This window comes from Pantoea sp. X-Soil-TKNS-1207, assembly GCF_059730485.1.
The window spans coordinates 217262-234009 of record NZ_AP035959.1 but is presented as its reverse complement, the minus strand read 5'-3'; the positions used below and the strand labels follow the sequence as shown (position 1 = coordinate 234009).

Genomic DNA, 16748 nt, shown 5'->3' with positions numbered 1-16748 from the left:
CATTGTAATAGGAACATGATAGTTCCACAGACAATTAATCAGAATTACTCTGACTTAAGCCTTAACCTTGCGAATATAAAGCGACGTGAGCTCTTTGACATTGCAAAAAGACACAACGTGTAGAATGAGAAATTGCAAATACAAATCCATCCCAAAGTTACGACTCCAGTTATCTCAGAGTCGGGATAGGCATGGCTAATAAAACGCATAAAGATCAGCATTCCGACAACGGCTATAAATATCGGATAAATTTTTATAAAGATATTTAGTAATTTTCCACCGATCATCCTCATCAAAAAATACATCAAAGGAAAGAAATTAATGATGTTAGCGATCATGTAGAATTTTGCAAAGACATCGATATCAAATCTAACACCCAGTAGAAAAGTGGATACCATCAGGATAGCATTGAATATGCCAAGCCGTAGCATAACATTTGTTTTACCTTTTACCATAAATACCGAACCGGTTGTGCTAAGAACGGATTGAATGATAGCTGTTGGTGCCAACCACTTTAATATTTCAGCTGTTTTTAGCCATTGATCACCAAAAAAAATCTTAATGATCGGGAAACTATAATAGCCAATAACAGTCATTAACGGTGCTGTTAATGCGAGAACAACAAATATAGTGTTCAGGTAGGTTCTTTCAATCTTTTCATTATCATCCTGAAACCGACTCAGGACAGGGTATAATGATCGGGTAGCAACATATGTCATGCTCTGCAAAGGGAAAAGCATAATACGATAGGCCAGGTTGTATTGCCCCAATATGGTTACTGACATATATTTCCCGACAATGAAACTATCGGTGTTACGCGAGAAGTAATTAATGAAATTATATAAAGATAGATTAGTACTGAAGGAGAAAATCTCTTTAATATCCCTCATCCTGATATATTTTTTAACTGATGGTCTCCATGTCGACACATTCCAAAATTGCAGGGCAGACATCAGATTCTGGGTGATAGCCTGAGCGACAAGGCTATACACGCCAAAACCACAGTTTGCCAAAACTATCGCCACAATGACCGACGTCACCGATGATGTTACCTCAATCCTGGAGATAGATTTAAATTTCGAATCCCTCTCCAGCAGAGCAAGGTGTGTTGCGGCGCAACTTGATAAAGGAAATGACAAACCCAGTAGCATCAACACTGACAGAAGTTCAGGGTGACCATAAAGTACAGATAAAGGTTCTGCCAGTATCGCGATAAGAGCACATAAGAAGACCCCGAGAGCTACATTGAGCCAGAAGATGGAGTTAATAAGATCATTAGTCAAAACTTTCTTCTGGATCAACGCCGCCGAGGTTCCCAGATCTCGTAGTAGAATCCCAAGGTTGATCACCACTACCGCCATAGCCATTAAACCGTATTGCGCCGGTGGAATGATTTTAGCCAGGTAAATAAGGTTTACAGCCTGGACAAACATCTTGAGAAACTGAGATAACGCATTCCATTTTGCATTAGACAACACATTCATTTAAATATCACCCTGCCTAACGGCTTATTGAATGATAATGAATACGTGTTTTTTTCGTCTAAAAAGCACCCCAGATTATTAACTATCCCAATGCCATTCTGAGTCTGCTCCATTTCATCTACTTCTTTGGCAGAGCTGAAGAATCCTGCACCACTTGTGATGATGATTTTCATAGTAAACCTTAAATACAGTGAGTGTGGTTCTGGAAACGACTTTAATTTTTAGCAGCGTGGGTGCTTGCCCTTGATAAAGGTTTTAATGATCAGGTCGACATTTGAAAATTTAAATTTAATGATCTGATTTACAGCGAGCTTAATCATTCGCATCATCAGAAGAAGTTTGTTTCTGGAGTAGTACTTCCCTGACAGTACTTTATCGTAGAGTCGCTCAGCTTCCTGTATTTCTCTATTGCCATCGTTAGGCAATGAAAGAGCGACCTCGATCGTGCCTACGATTTGAATAACAATATTGACGTTTTTCTTTTTAATCCACTCAAGTCGATTAAAAAAATTATAATCCACGCCATAGAGTGCAAACCGACTGTCAAAAACTTCTAAATTCAGATCGGAGAATTTTTCGATCAAAGAATGATAAATGACTAATCCAGAACTAATCGACAATACACCAGAATGAGGGTTGATTATCTCACCGTCATTATTCTTATTTAGTTTCTTATTAATGCGTGGGTAGTAAACTCTGCCATTAGTTCGCTCTTTCACATTAGGGATTTGTAAATCAACATCTTCAGTATGATATGAATCCAGTTTCGTTAGAAAATTTTTTGTTAAAACATCGTCATCGTCTAAAAAAATAAAACGGTCAAAATCCCGATATTCGTTGATGACACCATTATAAATCCAACTTAACGGGCGATTATCGAGGAACTCTCTGGTACTGATGCTCTTGACGAAAAAACCAAGGGTGTGAAGGAAATTTTTATCAAATTCAATTGCGCTGGGACCATTATTAATGATGAGAACATCTGCATTAGAATATTCGTGACTCATCAGGCATTTAAGTGACAATGAATCTTTATAAGACTTATTATTTAAAACCACAGTCAATATAGTTCGCATAGGAAACCTTTACTCTTTGAGATCAAATAAGAATAGTAGATTAAGTTCAAGCGTTTAAATTACAATTGCCGTGGTACGTTTTGCATCGATAGTCCGGGAAGATCATTTTTTTTGCTGCAACCAGGAAAGATAGCCTTTCATCATATCCTTTTCGTTCCCCTGCAAATCAAGAAGGCCAAAATTAGACTCATAGGCGTTATGGGGAACAATTTGATCCTGAAGCGAATACCACCAGATTCCTTTGATGTAATCTCTCTCATTCGCAAGTTTAAAATATTGCTGGGTATACTCTTTCTGTTGGAAGGGAAGTAACTTTCCTCGTAAAGAATCTGAGTACCCCATTTCCGAGATAAAAACATTCACCTGTTTGCCATTATTCATCAACTGCAAATGTTTTTCAAAACCATCGATGGTCTCAAAATCTGCTTGCGGAGTATGTGTGGAATACGGATGGATTGAGACCCCGTCAATGTAACTCAGTATCCCATCCTTAATCATGTCATCCAGCCAGTTTACATGTCTTGCTGACAGTGGATTCATGCTGCCGGCAATGATGATTGCGTTGGGATTATGCTCGCGGATGACTTTCGCTACCGCTTTAATGAACAATGCATAATTCTTCGCAGAGACGGCATCATAATCATCAGGATGATTCTTCATATCATCATGCCACCACTCATTATAAATTTCATAAACTATCTTTTTATTTGGAAACTGATCAACATTCCATGCTGTAAATCCGGTAAATGCTTTTATCTGGTCGTTAGTTTCAGGCTTTGTGTTGCCGTATAAAACATTTGTGTTGCCTAGTACCAACAGAGGCGTGATGCCTGCAGCAAGGGATTTATTAACAAACTGGATTAACTTTTGGTCAGGTATTTTATAAACACCCTTTTGCTGCTCGACTTGTCTCCATCGAAAACCACTTCGATAAGAGGAAAAATGATACTTACTAAGAAGATCAATCGTCTCACTGCCTTGCGTTACCATACGTTCAGGTTGAAAGAATGCGCCGGTCAGCATAGATTCCGCTGCACTGGTTGAGCTTGTGACGATTAGTGATAACAGTGCGATAATACGAAAATTTACCATGGTAACTTCCTGTCATTTCTTCAGACATCTGATAGTTAAATCATTTATTTAACTGATTTTTAAACAACAAAAAAACATCAACGACATAAAAATAAAGACGCGTATTTGAATAAAAGCGCGTGAAGAAGATTGAGTTCTTAACTTTTAGGCCATAACTAACAAGTTGTGCCTCAAGAATGTCTTTGTATTTCCCTGTAACCTGATTTCTTTCACAAAAAAGATTATAAGCTTTACGAATTTTTTCCTTATTTCCAAGAGTGATTCGATTAAGGTCGTGTGAAGTATCTTGTACATACAAAGGCTTACTCAGCAATTTTGCTTTGTTTAGCTTCGTTTTAACCAACAAACGATAAAATAGGTCCATATCCTGCCACGCGGGCATATCCGGTGTAAATTTACCTGCATCCTTCATCCTTTGCGTATAGGTAAAGCACTGGTTTCCAATTATATTTTTAAACAAAACATCCCTGGAGGTGATTTCCCGCGGTAACATCATGTCCAGGTATCTGGTATTCTTATAGCTTCCTTTCTTAGTGAATGTCAGAAAGTTGGTATAAAGAAAGCTGTACTTATTCAGCAAGTGCCGATTTTCTACAAAATAAGAAATTCTGCCATCCAAAAAATAATCATCGTCATCCAGACCAGTAATAAACTCACCCTTAGCCTGCTCAATCGCAAGATTTCTACTGGTGCACGCCCCGGAATTAACCTCTTTGAAAATATATTTAACTCGAGGATCCTTTTTTGCAGCTTCAGTAAGGAATTCCTGAGTACCGTCTGAGGAGTTGTCATCAACAACGATCACTTCGATATTTTTATAACTTTGGTTACAGACTGATGCCAGTGCACGCTTGAGCAATTGAAGGCGGTTAAAAGTCGGCATATACACAGAAACTAACGGCATATCATTCATATCATTTTCCTTGTAAAGAATGAGAATATAGCTCTATTGTTTTTTTATTCATTTTTTCTCTGGTATAACTTTCTGTCAGTGCCTTCAAAAGTCTTTCCTTGGCACCATCCAGATCATATGTATTGATCGCGGAAAGTAAGCTGGCCAGAGAAGAACTATTACCGCAATGGAAAAAAAGCTTACTAACTCTATTTAGCTCTTTAAATGCATTTATATCACTGGTGATGATAGGCAAGTTATAACTTATTGCTTCAAGTGGAACCATTGCAAACCCTTCCCAACGAGAAGGGATAACCAGACAGTTTGCTTTTCTATAATAGTCACCAATTTCATCCTTCTTGATCCATCCGGTATACTCAATGACGATATTTTTAAAAACACGATTTCCTGCCTGAGCATCCTGGTTGATAGCAGAACCGATCATGATTACTTTAAGTGAAAAGTCTAAAGTTTTATTATCCAGCGTGCTGAGCGCATCCATTAACGTGTCTGTGCCTTTTTGATGGTCAAAGCGCCCGACATACAGCAGTGTGTATTCCTTTAATTTATTGTGCGTGTGCGTATTTTTTTCGGCAGGTAAATCGACTCCATTACTGATCAAACAAAGCTTATATTCCGGAAAGCCTTTTTCTAACGCCTTAAGAAATTCAAATTCTCCGACGCAAATAATACTCTCGGTGAAGCGTGATAGCAGTCGTTCGCAGAAGGTGAAGAGCTTTAGCTTTACAAATGAGGTATCCACCAGAAAGGCGAATCCGTGTGGACAATAGATAACACGTTGTTTTTGGCGCCAAAAAAAAAGGATCAAAATCAGACGACCAATGAACCCCGCAAAAGTACTGTGTAAGTGAATAATGTCAGGTTTGAAAGTTTTAACTTGCTGATAAAAGCAAACTGCAAAAGCCCAAAGTCCAGTAATCCCCCGCTTATCTCGGCTAAACATAACGATGTTTGGCAATAAACTCTTTGATAACTCGGAAATATGTTGCTCAGGAACAATTATCTTTAATTCAGATACTTCGCCATTCCTGGCCTGGTATTGCGACAGGCTATCAAGCACGGTGGCGACTCCACCTTTGATCGTCTCCGCCGCGTGTAATACTTTCATGTCTGGTTCCTCAGATTTGCATTCAGCAAAAATCAAATCACATTAAATACATCATTGATCTTGAATGGGTATATCCCACCAATATTGCTTGATATCAGCATCACAAAATAAGCAAATGCGCAAAGACAGAAACCAACAGTGATCAACTGATTGTTTATTTTCTTCAGTAAGATGGGAAGAATTAACATCAGGTAATAAACAAAATATTGCGCAACGCGCTGCGGTCCAGCAGGGTCTGTCCCTAACATCGCCACCGGCAATAGCGCAGCAATGCCACATAGATAACTGCACTCCATCACGTTGTACTCGCGGTTTTCATGTCTGAGTTTTCTTCCCAGAACATAAATAGCCAACGCAATCATCACGTATAACACGACGGTCATCAGCCCATTTCTGCCGTTGGTCGCCTCTTCGGTATAGTGCTCATACCTGGCATTACCCGCCGCCATTTGTGCGACAATCAGCGGAGTCGCAATCAAACCGGCCATAAAGGTGCCAATCACCTTGAATTCGATACGAAACTTAGCGTGACACAAAAAATAAAACACCAACATCAAAGATGCGCTGACATGGAACTGACATGCGACAGCAATGCACAAGGCATACTTCAGCAGCTTCTTCTCAACCAAATATTTCATTGCCAGAAAGCAGATCCCCATTGCAATCGTCTGACGGACTTGATTATAAAGCGCGAAATACATGCCGAAAGTAATATAAATATATAGTGATAGCGTATAGCTTGGCGATCGTTTCTTAAGCACCCAAAGAACTGGAAAAATACACATCACTGACATAACAATAAAATAGAAAAAATATTCATTATAAATATCACGTACCAGCATAGCGACTAACTGATATCCCTTTTCTACTTCAGGGTTTAGTGTTAACGGATAGTGATTGAATGGGAAACGAAAGTCTCGGGTATAAACTTTTGCATCCGTGCCGATGGTATAATCCCGTACTGATGCAAGAAGTGTAAGAGTAAAAAGTGGTAATATCACCGCTCTGCTTTTTAGTGTCTTGTCCTGAATATAAACAAAGAACACACTAAAAATGGTTACGATTAAATAGGGTAACATACCTCGTCTCTTTTATTTTATGCAGGCCAGCGTTCCAGGTCATTATCCGGCGCGGCTATTTCCGCACCGGGTAGTACCGCCTCATTTGTCTCTAAGGATCTGAATTTTATTTTTTATCGCTGTAAGCGTAGCTGTTATGACCGTATCCATAGGTGTAGTAACTTCTGAAACTATTTTTCACCATATTTAATACGCAAGCCTGAACGTGGATGTCACATTGTTCGAATCGATTAATACTGACCTCAATTTCACGCACCGTATTCGTCTCATATCGCGCGACCAGTAACAATGTCCCGACGTGCTTGCCGATCAGTACTGCATCAGTTACGGCCAGCACTGGCGGAGTATCAATAATCACAATATCGTAATTTTCCTTTGCCCATTTAAGTAATGCTGGCAATCTCGTTCCCATCAACAATTCAGAAGGATTAGTGGGCGCTTTACCACGAGGCATAAAATCAAAACTATAGTCGTCTCTTTTCACACGACTAATGGCTGACTCGGGTGACACCTTGTTTGCAAGAATGTCCGATAGCCCCATTTCATTATTAATATTAAAAACTTTATGCGCAGTACCACGACGCATATCTGCATCGATCAACAGGATCTTTTGTCCTGTTAATGACATGATTGCCGCCAGATTAGTACTAATGAATGTTTTACCAGCCTCAGGCGTTGCACCCGATATCATCAGCACATTGTTTTGCACATCCAGCATGTTGAAATGCAGACTGGTACGTAAATTACGTACAGCTTCAACCGCCAAATCAGCCGGGTTTTCAGCGGCGAGAAAATGCTCAACCGAAGATTTCTTATTGCCAGGTTGATGAGATTTACGGCGTTTGTGTTCAGACATCCAGTCAGATTTCGGAATACTGGCGTAAACATTCAGTCCAGCCAACTCCAGCTGATCGGCAGAATCGATACCGCGATGGAAAAATATACGTAGTAAAATGATGCTGACAGATAAAATAAATCCAATAATCGCCCCGGCAAGGATCAGGATGATTTTCTGTGGGCGCACCGGCTTAGGCGCGGTTACCGCATTATCTACAATCCGTACATTGCCGATGGCGCTCGATTTAGCGATGCTGAGTTCCTGCTGGCGGTTAAGTAATTGCATGTAGACCGCACGGCCTGATTCGACGTCCCTGCTTAAACGTAACACTTCCTGCTGGGTTGATGGCATGGATGAAACCTGTTTATTCAGTTTCACTCTTTCCTGTTGTAGAGTTTCCCTTTTTTCTAATAACGCCTTATAAGTGGGATGCTCCTTGGTATAGAGTTGTGAGACTTCGGCTTCCCGGAAGGTCAACTCGTTTAACTGATTGTCGACATTAACGACCTGGTCGAGGATTGACTTGGCTTCGAGCGATAAATCAACGGAATCTTTTTGTTTGCGGTAGGCATTTAATTTATCTTCGGCACTATCCAGATCGCTTCTGACCTGCGGCAGTTGTTGATTGAGAAACTGTAAACTTTTGGCATCCTGCGCAGCCTGACGATCAATATTTTGCGTCAGGTAATGATAACTGATGTCATCGAGGATTTTTGTAATCTGTGTTTTATCTTCGCCGGTCAGCTTCAGTTCCAGCATCCCGGTATCTTTACCCTGATCGGCGACATTAAGGATATCCAGTAACCGATCCATTGCCGCGAGGCGTGTATATTCCGCGACAACAAAAGTCTCTCCCGCCTGGGCATGCATCTCGCTAACGAGCAGCGTAAGCCCATTTTGGTTGAATAATTTGCCGACTTCTCCTGTTGCTGTGCTGTCGCCATAATTAATTTCAAAACTTTTATCATTGATTACTTTCAGCTGAAGCTTGCCTGGTTTTTCATCCGTGGTTGTCGGGATACTCAGCTTTGAGACAGTGACTGAGCCATCCTCCTCACCAAACAACCTTGCCAAACCCTTGCCGATGAGAGGGAAATGTTTTTTCTGTACATCAATTTGCAAATTCAAATCATCAACAGTTTGTCCAACTACCATTCTTGATTGTATCAATGCAATTTCAGGCGCTGAAATCGGTTGTGAGTCTGGCAGCATTTGATTCAGGCTATCCAGAATGGCATTGCCCTGCTTCTGTTCAACCTGGATTAACGCATCGGCCTGATAAACCGGGGTTGCCAGAAAAGAGTAAATCGCAGCGATGATCAAAAAGCAGCCAGTGATAGTAATGATTAGTTTTTTGTGATCAATAAGTTCACCAATATAACGCCCCAAATCACCTTCATCCTGGCTTGTGGCTTTTTGCTTATTTGCGATCATTGTGGTCATGATTTCTCCCTGAGATTTTACTGCCAAGCTTTTGGACCCATTGGTGACAGGCCAGATCGATGAGGTTAAAAACGGAAACAAATGCGGCTTCGCTTTTGTTGTAAGGATCGGGAATTTCTCTGTTGCCTATCCAGCGGCCAAGCAACATCACTTTTCCCCGTAACTCAGGTGCCATCAGGCTGATCTTTTCTAGCTGCCTCTGTTCCATTACCAATAACAAGTCATATTTATTTGCCTCGGCAACATCAAATCGACGTCCGTGATGACCCGTCAGCGAAATACCCTGCGCCGCTGCGACCCGTTCTGCGGTGGCATCCGCCGGATGCCCGACTAACGCATCCAGACCCGCCGAAGCAATTTTTTTGCCAGGAAGATATTGGGTCAACAACCTCTCCGCTATCGGCGATCGGCAAATATTCCCGGTGCAAATCACCAGAATCGAATCAAACATCGTTATCACCATTCACGGATGTAATGTCCGGCTTCAACCATGTCATACACGCCGCCAATGGTTGGAACGAGCTGGGAGATAACGCGGTTCCAGCGCACCACCGGTGCTGTGGTGACATAAACGATGTCGTAGGGTTGCAGCTGGAAAGCGGTGCTCATAACCATGGCTGCTGCATCTTTCGCGTTTAGCTGATAGATGTTGGCCAACTTGCCGTTGCCCGCATTTTTGTGAAGCGGACGAATAACAAAAATCCCGGAGGCATCAGCCATCGCCTGGGAGACGCCTTCGGCATTACCCAGCGCTTCGGCGAGCGTCATGCCGCTGCGATCCATCTTGAGCGTCGCCTGTTTGTTAACTTCACCCATGACGAAGACTTTCAGGTCGTCGTTGCGGGGAATAAACAAAATATCGCCCGGCGTTAACAGGCGGTTCTGCCTTAAGTCGCCCTGCTGCATCAAAGCCTGCAATGAGATGACGCTATCCTGCCCGTTGTGGGTTAACACCACATTGCGCCAGTCGGCATCCGGGGCTAAGCCACCGGCAGCATTAATGGCGTCCATCACCGTCAGAGGGATGTTGCTGATCGGTTGCTGGCCGGAGCGCACCACTTCGCCGGTTACGTAGGCTTTTTGCGATCGGAACGCGGCGATGCTCACATCAACCTGTGGGCTTTCAATATAGGTTTTCAGCCGTTGGGTGATCTCAGTGCGGACTTCTTCAATGGTGCGCCCGGCAACCAGCACTTTGCCAATATAGGGATAGAAGATGGTGCCATCGGTGTTGACCCAGTTCCCGGTATCGCTGGCGCTGCGGTACTGCCCGGCGGGTGTTGTCAACTCAGGGTGATCCCACACCGTCACCATCAGCACGTCACCAATGCCGATATGGTATTGATATTTCTTGATTTCTTCTTCCAGCTGGTCGTTTGGACTGGAGATCACGGCTTTCGGCTGGAGAGATTCGACCAGTTTGGGGGTTAACGGATAAACGCTCACGAATTTATCAATATCCGTACTGGAGTCCGTTTGTTCTATCACGTCCTTGTTGCTGGTGGAGAGATATTGACCAGGAACCAGGGTGCAAGCTGAAAGTAAAAAAACAAATATCGCGATGCCGGATATTTTAAAAGGTAATTTCATCATCATGAGCTGAACTATCATCCTATAAAATGCACAAAATAGAGCCTCTTTCTGAAAAGACTAAAGAGGCATATTCAATAAAATGTCTTACCCTGCTTCAATAACCCATCCATGATTGACTGTGCTGTTTCCCGTAAAACAGGTTTCTGAATGATGAAATGTCTTTATGCAGCATATGTAAGTTACTGACTTTAAGTTTCTTCAAAGCCGAGTTTTTTTGAGCGCTGATTGTTTTGGGACTAAGCCCGGACAATCTCGATATATCGAGCAATTTCTCGCCCTTTAATAAATCATTCAGGACGTCAATTTCTCGCGGGGTCAAATACATGCTCTTTCTTTCAGCGATAAGCTTGTAAAGATTGTGATGCAGCGGAGTGAGACCATTACTTAGCTGATAACTTAGAACGAACGTGGTCAGGCAATTTCCGATAAAGTACTTTTCACTGGAATAGATGCTGATATCTTTGTAGAACCTGATGGTTTTTAAATCAGAACTTAATGCAATGGTGATGTCTTTCAATCCATCCTCATGAACTTTTAACGCTTCTCTCAACCCCAGCTTAAGGTAGTAATCATGGGATATTATCCTCATATCTCTTTGACACCGTGTCGGTGTCCCTCGCTGTAGAATGCCAGCTATTTGCCGACATAGGTGCTTGTGGTGGTTGTCGTGGTGGTGGCCCCGCTACCATGCGTGAGAGTCATCAATGCTACCCCCGCTATCGCAGATACCGCGGATACCCCCATTACGACGCTGCTGCCAGCGGCATAACTGGTTGCCGTATCACCTGCGGCGGCACCGGCGTCCTGAATAACCAGTGCCTTATCTTTTTTATTGATTTCATTTGCTGCTGTCGCGTTTAGGCTCAGCATACTAATTAATAAAAGAAGGGTGATATTTGTGATTTTCATATTTTTTACCTTTCCAGTTTGTTTAGAGTGTTAAATGGCGTTGTTTATAATATTGAGTACAGGGTTGTCTTTCAGGCACGCTACCGCCCTTAGCTTACGGGCGCCAATAGCCTAAAAAATAAAAAAATGACAGCGTTTACCCGCACAAGCAGGAAATAAAATGCAAATAGCAACGATCTGCCATTGCATAAACATTGACTGGTTATTAAAAAGTTGCAGGGCTATAATGCAAAATTCTTATTTAAACTTTCGATATTATCAAATGGCACGCTGGTAAAAAAATCACCCTGTAATGCATTCACTCCCTTAATTGCCGCATGGCATTGTTCAATGCTTCCTACTCCGGCAATGATGATAAAGTTACAATAGCGCATAACATTTTTAATGATGACAGGCCAGATTTCTGAATGGCTGTATAACCTCAGGAAGTCTTTGTCGATTTTTACCGCATCATACAAATTTTCCTGCAATGCTTTTAAACTCGCCTCACCTGATCCCAGATTCCCAAGCCATAATCGGTAATCCTGAGCTAAGGCATTCAGCACCCGATTACTTATTCCATCGGAGAGATTAGGAAAGCCTTCCGAAATCTCCAGCCGTAAAAAAGGGGTTAATCTGGCTAATTCGGCGATCTCATCATCCTGAATGAGGATCGCTGCCATCTCGAAATCGATCGGTATTGAGCACAAAATATTATTGTTATTAAAATATTCTTTCTTTGCATCGATGAGCCTGAGTTTTTCCCACAGCACTCTTTTTTTCTGCGCTTTGCTCATTTTCGTCAGTGGATACGAAAAGCTCCCTGGTGTGGCGCATCCCGTACACATCTTAACCGCCAGCACGTTCCCCTCTCTGCTAACAATCGGCTCTGCTACGAAACCACTGATAACCTTACCTGTTAAGAATTCGCTAAGGTACATAGACTATGTCTTCCCTAACACGCATCAGATTGTTCCTATTCTATGATCACTTTAACCAATCAATAAACAAGTAATGATCGGAAATATCTATGTTTTTACCTATCAAAAAACAACCTTTGATCGATCAATCCTTTGCTAAATCCAATCCATAGCATAAAACTCCGGCATTCCTGGAGAAAGCCGGTGTTTAATAGTGATATACATTAAATATCAGATAGATAAGCCAGGCTGGAACAAATTTTTGATAAAATACAGTGAGATATTAACAGTTATGTTTCAATATCTTAGTTGCGTCAACATCAACTAATAACGTTGTTAACGAATTGTAGCAGAACCTCAGGTAGCCACACGAAAAATGCACAATAAACGATTGATTAGCCGCAGGAAACTGAGAAAGTAGTGTCGTTGCGTAATTATGAAGTTTTTGGTTTCTGCATAGCAAAAACTGATGAATGGCCCTGAACCAGGTCCAGGCTTACTTAAACAGCGCTGCTCAGCAATTTTGCCGGTCGCGCCAATAATGCATTCCAAATAAATCATTAGCAGCGGCTTAATTAGCTTATTATTTTTAAAATGTTACCGACGAGGACAGTCACGCGCGTGACATCCCCTATTTCCTCTTCCAGAGAACGTTCTGATTCCTTTATTCGCGTCTGCCGCCAGTACGGTTACGCCTCATTCGCCATGCGTCATTATGATTTCCTATTGCGCGGTTGCACCTGATCAATATCCCGCATTGGTTGCATTAACCGGCAATAGAACGCGATGAAATTTCCCCTATATGTGGGTGCCGTCGTTGCAATCGGGTTTGATGGGTTGGGGATTTGCTGAGGCAGGAACAGGACGGCCAGGCATTAACCTGGCCGCTGACATCATTTCTGAAGAGGGGTGATGGCGACGCGTAAACCGCGGGCAGCGTGCGTTATTGCCGGTCAGGGCTTATCCCTGGTATCCAGTCGCAGCTGGAGAAACGTCAGATCCAGCCAGCGGCCAAATTTATTACCAACCTCACTGACCCGCCCGGCATCAGTAAAGCCGAGCTTTTTGTGCAGCGCTATCGATGCCGCGTTTTCCGATTCGATCCCGGCCACCATAACGTGTTTGCCCTGCTCCGTGGCCAGTGCGATTAACGCCTGCATCAGCGCCAGCCCGGCGCCTTTGCCGCGCGCAAGTTTGTGAACATACACGGAGTGTTCCACGGTATGACGATAACCATCCCATGGCCGCCAGTCGCCGTAGGAGGCGTAGCCAATCACGCTATCGTCCTCGTCAACCGCCACCAGTACCGGAAATCCGGCGGCCTGGCGCTCCGCCATCCACCTGATGCGATTCCCCACATCAACAGTTTTATCATTCCAGATAGCGGTGGTATTCAGCACCGCGTCGTTATAGATGTCGGCGATAACGGCCGCATCGTTTTCTACTGCCTTGCGTATTTTGCTCATGGACACCTCGTCTTACTGTCACTAAAGTAGATGAATCGTTCACTATGCTATATATCCACTATGTCAGACGAAAAATCCAGTAAAGAAGACAATATTAATCTCAGAATTGGTCAGAAAGTGAAGGCCGAGCGGGAAAAACGTGGCTGGTCACTGACTGACCTCGCGGAAAACTCAGGTGTTTCCAGGGCGATGATCCATAAAATTGAACGGGGAGAAAGCAGCCCCACCGCCACCCTGCTGGCGCGCCTGGCCGGTTCCTTTGATATGAGTATGTCGCAGTTGATTGCGCTGAGTGAGATTCAGACCGGCACACTGATCAAACATGATCAGCAGCCGGTGTGGCAGGATCCTGAAACCGGCTATATCCGCCGTCATGTGTCGCCCGGTCAGATTCCGGTTGACCTTGTCAGCATCGAACTGCCCGCCGGGGTCAGCGTGCCGATGCCCCTCATCTCCTATTTATCGCGGCGTCAGCTGATCTGGGTGCTTGAAGGGACGTTAACTTTCCATGAAGGTGATCAGGTGTTTGAGATGCAGCAAGGTGATTGCCTTGAGTTAGGCGACCCCGCCGACTGTATTTTTCGCAACGCGACCGCCGTCAGCTGCCGCTATGCCGTGGTGGTATTGAAGCCGACAGGGATTCATGCGTGACGCAGGTTTTGCCATCCGTTGATGATGGCAAAACCCGCAGAAGGTTACTCGACAGCGGATTGCAGCGTGATACGCGTCAGCTCGGAAGGACGACCTAATCTCACCGCCATCCCCGGCCACAGCGCGGTGCCGTTGTTGACGTAGAGTTGCATCCCCTCCACCGCGTACAGCCCGGAAACAAAGCCGCCGTTGGGTTTGGCAAACAGGCGATCAAAACCGGCAATTAGCCCACCGTGAGTATGCCCGGAAAGCTGCACATCGGCCCCCTGCGCCGCATTCTGTCGCGCGTTGCGTGGCTGATGATCCAGCAACACCACCGGCGCGTTTTCCGGCGCGCCGGCCAGCGCACGCGGGAGATCCGGACCTTGTCCGCCACGCCGTGGGGCAGAAGCATCCGTCAGGCCTGCAATCACCAGGCTGGCGCCATTGCGGCTCACCACGGTGTGGCTGTTGAGCAGGGGCTTCAGACCCATGGAATCGAGATGGGTTGTCCATGACTCCTGCTCAAAGAAATATTCATGGTTGCCGGTGATGGCGAACACCCCGTCCGGCGCGCTCAGGCCGCGTAATGGTTCGACATCATCCCGTCGGTTCGCCAGGGTGCCATCAATCACATCTCCGGTGATGACGATCAGGTCAACCTTGAGTCCCATCGCCCGTTTCACCAGCGCCGCCGTCCATCTGGCGTTAAACAATTTGCTGATGTGCAAATCCGTCAGTTGCAACAGCTGATATCCCTCAAACGCCGGCGGCAGATTTTTGATGGTAAACACCACATCTTTCACTGGCGGAACGCGTATCGCCTGATGGACGCCAAAGGCCGCCAGCAGCATGGCGCAACCCCCTGCCGCATAACGCAGCGCCGGAGCAATTACCAGCGGATGCCCCGTCAATAATGCCACCAGCGTCACCACGTCGATCAGCAGCTGAAGCAAGGCCAGAAAGAGCACGGCACAGAAGGCCCAGTTAAAGAGGATGATCACCGGTCTTGGCATCTCCGGCGAGAAAATGCTGCCCGAGGTAAAACGGCAGATAAACAGATATTGCGTGGCGATCAATACCACGGCGGAGAACACAACCTTTACCGCCAGCGGCAAGGCCAGTGGAGCAATAAAACGCGCGATAACATACCAGCCCGGTATGCTAAAAATCAGGTGAAACATCATCTCATTCCCTGGTATTCAAGCGGTGTTTTGGCCGGAAAGTATCCTACAAATAGCGGCTGACTGCTTTTCAAAACTGGCTGAGCGCGTCTGCTATTTCGCATTGCTGCAATTTCCAGCAAACGATCTCCATCTGGATGTACAGACGTCTGGATGTAGATTATAGTGCGCTCCTCACGTTAAGAAGAGAGCTTCGTTATGAACAAAACAATCCTCGCCGCCCTGCTGGCCGCTTCCGTTACCCTGCTCAGCGCCTGCAATAAAGACAACGAAAACACCGTTAAGGTGGCGATCAATACCGGCCCGGACCAGACGCTGTGGGAAACCGTTAAGCAGGTGGCCCATGATAAATATCATCTGGATGTCGATGTGGTGGCCTTTAATGATTATGTCCAGCCTAACGAAGCGCTGTTCAACAAAGACGTAGACGCCAACGCTTTCCAGAGCCTGCCGTATCTGGAGATGCAGTCGAAAGAGCGTGGCTATCATTTTGCCGTAGTTACCAACACCTTTGTGTTCCCGATTGCGGGCTACTCACGCAAGATCAAATCGTTAAAAGATCTGCCCGATGGCGCGACCGTTACCCTCTCCAATGAAGCCACCACCCTTGGCCGTAGCCTGCTGCTGCTTCAGGCGCAGGGACTGATAAGCGTGAAACCGGAGGCCGGTTTGCTGCCGACGACGCTGGACATCACCGCCAACCCGAAAAAACTGAAGATTGTTGAAGTGGATACGCCGCAGCTGGCCCGTACTCTGGACGATCCGCAGGTCTACGTGTCTATCATCAACAACAACTTCGCGGCGCTGGCAAATCTGTCCGCTTCGCGTGATGGCATGTTTATGGAAGGCAAGGCGTCACCGTATGTGAACGCCATCGTGGCGCGTGAGGATAATAAAGACAGCCCGAATATCCAGAAGCTGAAAGAGGCGTTCCAGTCGCCGGAAGTGCTGAACAAAGCTAACGAAATTTATAAAGGCGATATTATTAAAGGCTGGTAAGAGCACGATTAAGCCGCGCAGAACACAGGCTGCGC

General features: G+C 44.7%; 17 protein-coding genes. 2 read left to right on the top strand and 15 right to left on the bottom strand.

Going from position 1 to position 16748, the window contains the following annotated elements; all coding sequences use genetic code 11:
- Nucleotides 1-44 precede the first annotated feature (44 nt).
- The 14 genes from AC6I8V_RS21270 to AC6I8V_RS21205 all read right to left on the bottom strand — a co-directional run bounded on the left by AC6I8V_RS21270 (nt 45) and on the right by AC6I8V_RS21205 (nt 13900).
- The gene (locus AC6I8V_RS21270) at nt 45-1484 is read right to left on the bottom strand and encodes a lipopolysaccharide biosynthesis protein (protein ID WP_497846461.1); all 1440 of its coding nucleotides are present in this window, start codon (nt 1482-1484) and stop codon (nt 45-47) included.
- Complete coding sequence (locus AC6I8V_RS21265) at nt 1481-1657, bottom strand: hypothetical protein (protein WP_497846460.1); 177 nt, start codon at nt 1655-1657, stop codon at nt 1481-1483. The genes AC6I8V_RS21270 and AC6I8V_RS21265 overlap by 4 nt, the downstream gene beginning before the upstream one ends.
- Nucleotides 1658-1705: 48 nt before the next feature.
- Nucleotides 1706-2491 (bottom strand): hypothetical protein, encoded by a 786-nt coding sequence (locus AC6I8V_RS21260; RefSeq protein WP_497846459.1) that lies wholly within the window; start codon nt 2489-2491, stop codon nt 1706-1708.
- Between the two features lie 171 nt (nt 2492-2662).
- On the bottom strand, nt 2663-3652 hold the full coding sequence (locus AC6I8V_RS21255) for a cellulase family glycosylhydrolase (protein WP_497846458.1): 990 nt from the start codon (nt 3650-3652) through the stop codon (nt 2663-2665).
- A gap of 40 nt (nt 3653-3692) precedes the next feature.
- Complete coding sequence (locus AC6I8V_RS21250; RefSeq protein WP_497846457.1) at nt 3693-4565, bottom strand: glycosyltransferase; 873 nt, start codon at nt 4563-4565, stop codon at nt 3693-3695.
- Between the two features lies 1 nt (nt 4566).
- A complete protein-coding gene (locus AC6I8V_RS21245) occupies nt 4567-5673 on the bottom strand; it encodes a glycosyltransferase (protein WP_497846456.1) in 1107 nt (368 codons plus the stop codon).
- 32 nt (nt 5674-5705) lie between these two features.
- Nucleotides 5706-6752, bottom strand: coding sequence for an EpsG family protein (locus AC6I8V_RS21240; protein WP_497846455.1), 1047 nt, complete (start codon nt 6750-6752; stop codon nt 5706-5708).
- A gap of 106 nt (nt 6753-6858) precedes the next feature.
- The gene (locus AC6I8V_RS21235; protein ID WP_497846454.1) at nt 6859-9033 is read right to left on the bottom strand and encodes a polysaccharide biosynthesis tyrosine autokinase; all 2175 of its coding nucleotides are present in this window, start codon (nt 9031-9033) and stop codon (nt 6859-6861) included.
- A complete protein-coding gene (locus tag AC6I8V_RS21230; protein ID WP_497846453.1) occupies nt 9011-9484 on the bottom strand; it encodes an arsenate reductase/protein-tyrosine-phosphatase family protein in 474 nt (157 codons plus the stop codon). Before AC6I8V_RS21230 ends, AC6I8V_RS21235 begins: the two co-directional genes overlap by 23 nt.
- Before the next feature lie 5 nt (nt 9485-9489).
- Nucleotides 9490-10626: a polysaccharide export protein gene (locus AC6I8V_RS21225; protein WP_497846582.1), complete on the bottom strand. Its 1137-nt coding sequence runs from the start codon at nt 10624-10626 to the stop codon at nt 9490-9492.
- Between the two features lie 94 nt (nt 10627-10720).
- Nucleotides 10721-11143: a helix-turn-helix domain-containing protein gene (locus AC6I8V_RS21220; protein ID WP_497846452.1), complete on the bottom strand. Its 423-nt coding sequence runs from the start codon at nt 11141-11143 to the stop codon at nt 10721-10723.
- A 116-nt stretch (nt 11144-11259) separates the two neighbouring features.
- Complete coding sequence (gene yjbE, locus AC6I8V_RS21215; RefSeq protein WP_497846451.1) at nt 11260-11535, bottom strand: exopolysaccharide production protein YjbE; 276 nt, start codon at nt 11533-11535, stop codon at nt 11260-11262.
- 221 nt (nt 11536-11756) lie between these two features.
- A complete protein-coding gene (locus AC6I8V_RS21210; RefSeq protein ID WP_497846450.1) occupies nt 11757-12455 on the bottom strand; it encodes an EAL domain-containing protein in 699 nt (232 codons plus the stop codon).
- A gap of 932 nt (nt 12456-13387) precedes the next feature.
- A complete protein-coding gene (locus tag AC6I8V_RS21205) occupies nt 13388-13900 on the bottom strand; it encodes a GNAT family N-acetyltransferase (RefSeq protein ID WP_497846449.1) in 513 nt (170 codons plus the stop codon).
- Nucleotides 13901-13960: 60 nt separating this feature from the next.
- On the opposite strand from AC6I8V_RS21205, the gene AC6I8V_RS21200 reads away from it, so the two are divergent.
- Nucleotides 13961-14551: a helix-turn-helix domain-containing protein gene (locus tag AC6I8V_RS21200; RefSeq protein WP_497846448.1), complete on the top strand. Its 591-nt coding sequence runs from the start codon at nt 13961-13963 to the stop codon at nt 14549-14551.
- A 44-nt stretch (nt 14552-14595) separates the two neighbouring features.
- Here the strand turns inward: AC6I8V_RS21200 and AC6I8V_RS21195 are convergent, their stop codons facing one another.
- A complete protein-coding gene (locus AC6I8V_RS21195) occupies nt 14596-15714 on the bottom strand; it encodes a metallophosphoesterase (RefSeq protein ID WP_497846581.1) in 1119 nt (372 codons plus the stop codon).
- Nucleotides 15715-15912: 198 nt separating this feature from the next.
- Here AC6I8V_RS21195 and AC6I8V_RS21190 point away from each other — a divergent pair, with 198 nt between their 5' ends.
- Nucleotides 15913-16713 carry a MetQ/NlpA family ABC transporter substrate-binding protein gene (locus AC6I8V_RS21190; protein WP_497846447.1) on the top strand — a complete coding sequence of 267 codons (801 nt, stop codon included), beginning with the start codon at nt 15913-15915 and terminating at the stop codon, nt 16711-16713.
- Nucleotides 16714-16748 lie beyond the last annotated feature (35 nt).

What these genes read in the sequence shown, in the direction of transcription:
- AC6I8V_RS21200 (WP_497846448.1), top strand. Translation starts at nt 13,961, where the DNA reads ATGTCAGACGAAAAATCCAGTAAAGAAGACAATATTAATCTCAGAATT.
- AC6I8V_RS21235 (WP_497846454.1), bottom strand. Translation starts at nt 9,033, where the DNA reads ATGACCACAATGATCGCAAATAAGCAAAAAGCCACAAGCCAGGATGAA.
- AC6I8V_RS21205 (WP_497846449.1), bottom strand. Translation starts at nt 13,900, where the DNA reads ATGAGCAAAATACGCAAGGCAGTAGAAAACGATGCGGCCGTTATCGCC.
- AC6I8V_RS21265 (WP_497846460.1), bottom strand. Translation starts at nt 1,657, where the DNA reads ATGAAAATCATCATCACAAGTGGTGCAGGATTCTTCAGCTCTGCCAAA.
- AC6I8V_RS21210 (WP_497846450.1), bottom strand. Translation starts at nt 12,455, where the DNA reads ATGTACCTTAGCGAATTCTTAACAGGTAAGGTTATCAGTGGTTTCGTA.
- AC6I8V_RS21245 (WP_497846456.1), bottom strand. Translation starts at nt 5,673, where the DNA reads ATGAAAGTATTACACGCGGCGGAGACGATCAAAGGTGGAGTCGCCACC.
- AC6I8V_RS21230 (WP_497846453.1), bottom strand. Translation starts at nt 9,484, where the DNA reads ATGTTTGATTCGATTCTGGTGATTTGCACCGGGAATATTTGCCGATCG.
- yjbE (WP_497846451.1), bottom strand. Translation starts at nt 11,535, where the DNA reads ATGAAAATCACAAATATCACCCTTCTTTTATTAATTAGTATGCTGAGC.
- AC6I8V_RS21225 (WP_497846582.1), bottom strand. Translation starts at nt 10,626, where the DNA reads ATGATGAAATTACCTTTTAAAATATCCGGCATCGCGATATTTGTTTTT.
- AC6I8V_RS21250 (WP_497846457.1), bottom strand. Translation starts at nt 4,565, where the DNA reads ATGAATGATATGCCGTTAGTTTCTGTGTATATGCCGACTTTTAACCGC.
- AC6I8V_RS21190 (WP_497846447.1), top strand. Translation starts at nt 15,913, where the DNA reads ATGAACAAAACAATCCTCGCCGCCCTGCTGGCCGCTTCCGTTACCCTG.
- AC6I8V_RS21195 (WP_497846581.1), bottom strand. Translation starts at nt 15,714, where the DNA reads ATGTTTCACCTGATTTTTAGCATACCGGGCTGGTATGTTATCGCGCGT.
- AC6I8V_RS21270 (WP_497846461.1), bottom strand. Translation starts at nt 1,484, where the DNA reads ATGAATGTGTTGTCTAATGCAAAATGGAATGCGTTATCTCAGTTTCTC.
- AC6I8V_RS21255 (WP_497846458.1), bottom strand. Translation starts at nt 3,652, where the DNA reads ATGGTAAATTTTCGTATTATCGCACTGTTATCACTAATCGTCACAAGC.
- AC6I8V_RS21260 (WP_497846459.1), bottom strand. Translation starts at nt 2,491, where the DNA reads ATGAGTCACGAATATTCTAATGCAGATGTTCTCATCATTAATAATGGT.
- AC6I8V_RS21240 (WP_497846455.1), bottom strand. Translation starts at nt 6,752, where the DNA reads ATGTTACCCTATTTAATCGTAACCATTTTTAGTGTGTTCTTTGTTTAT.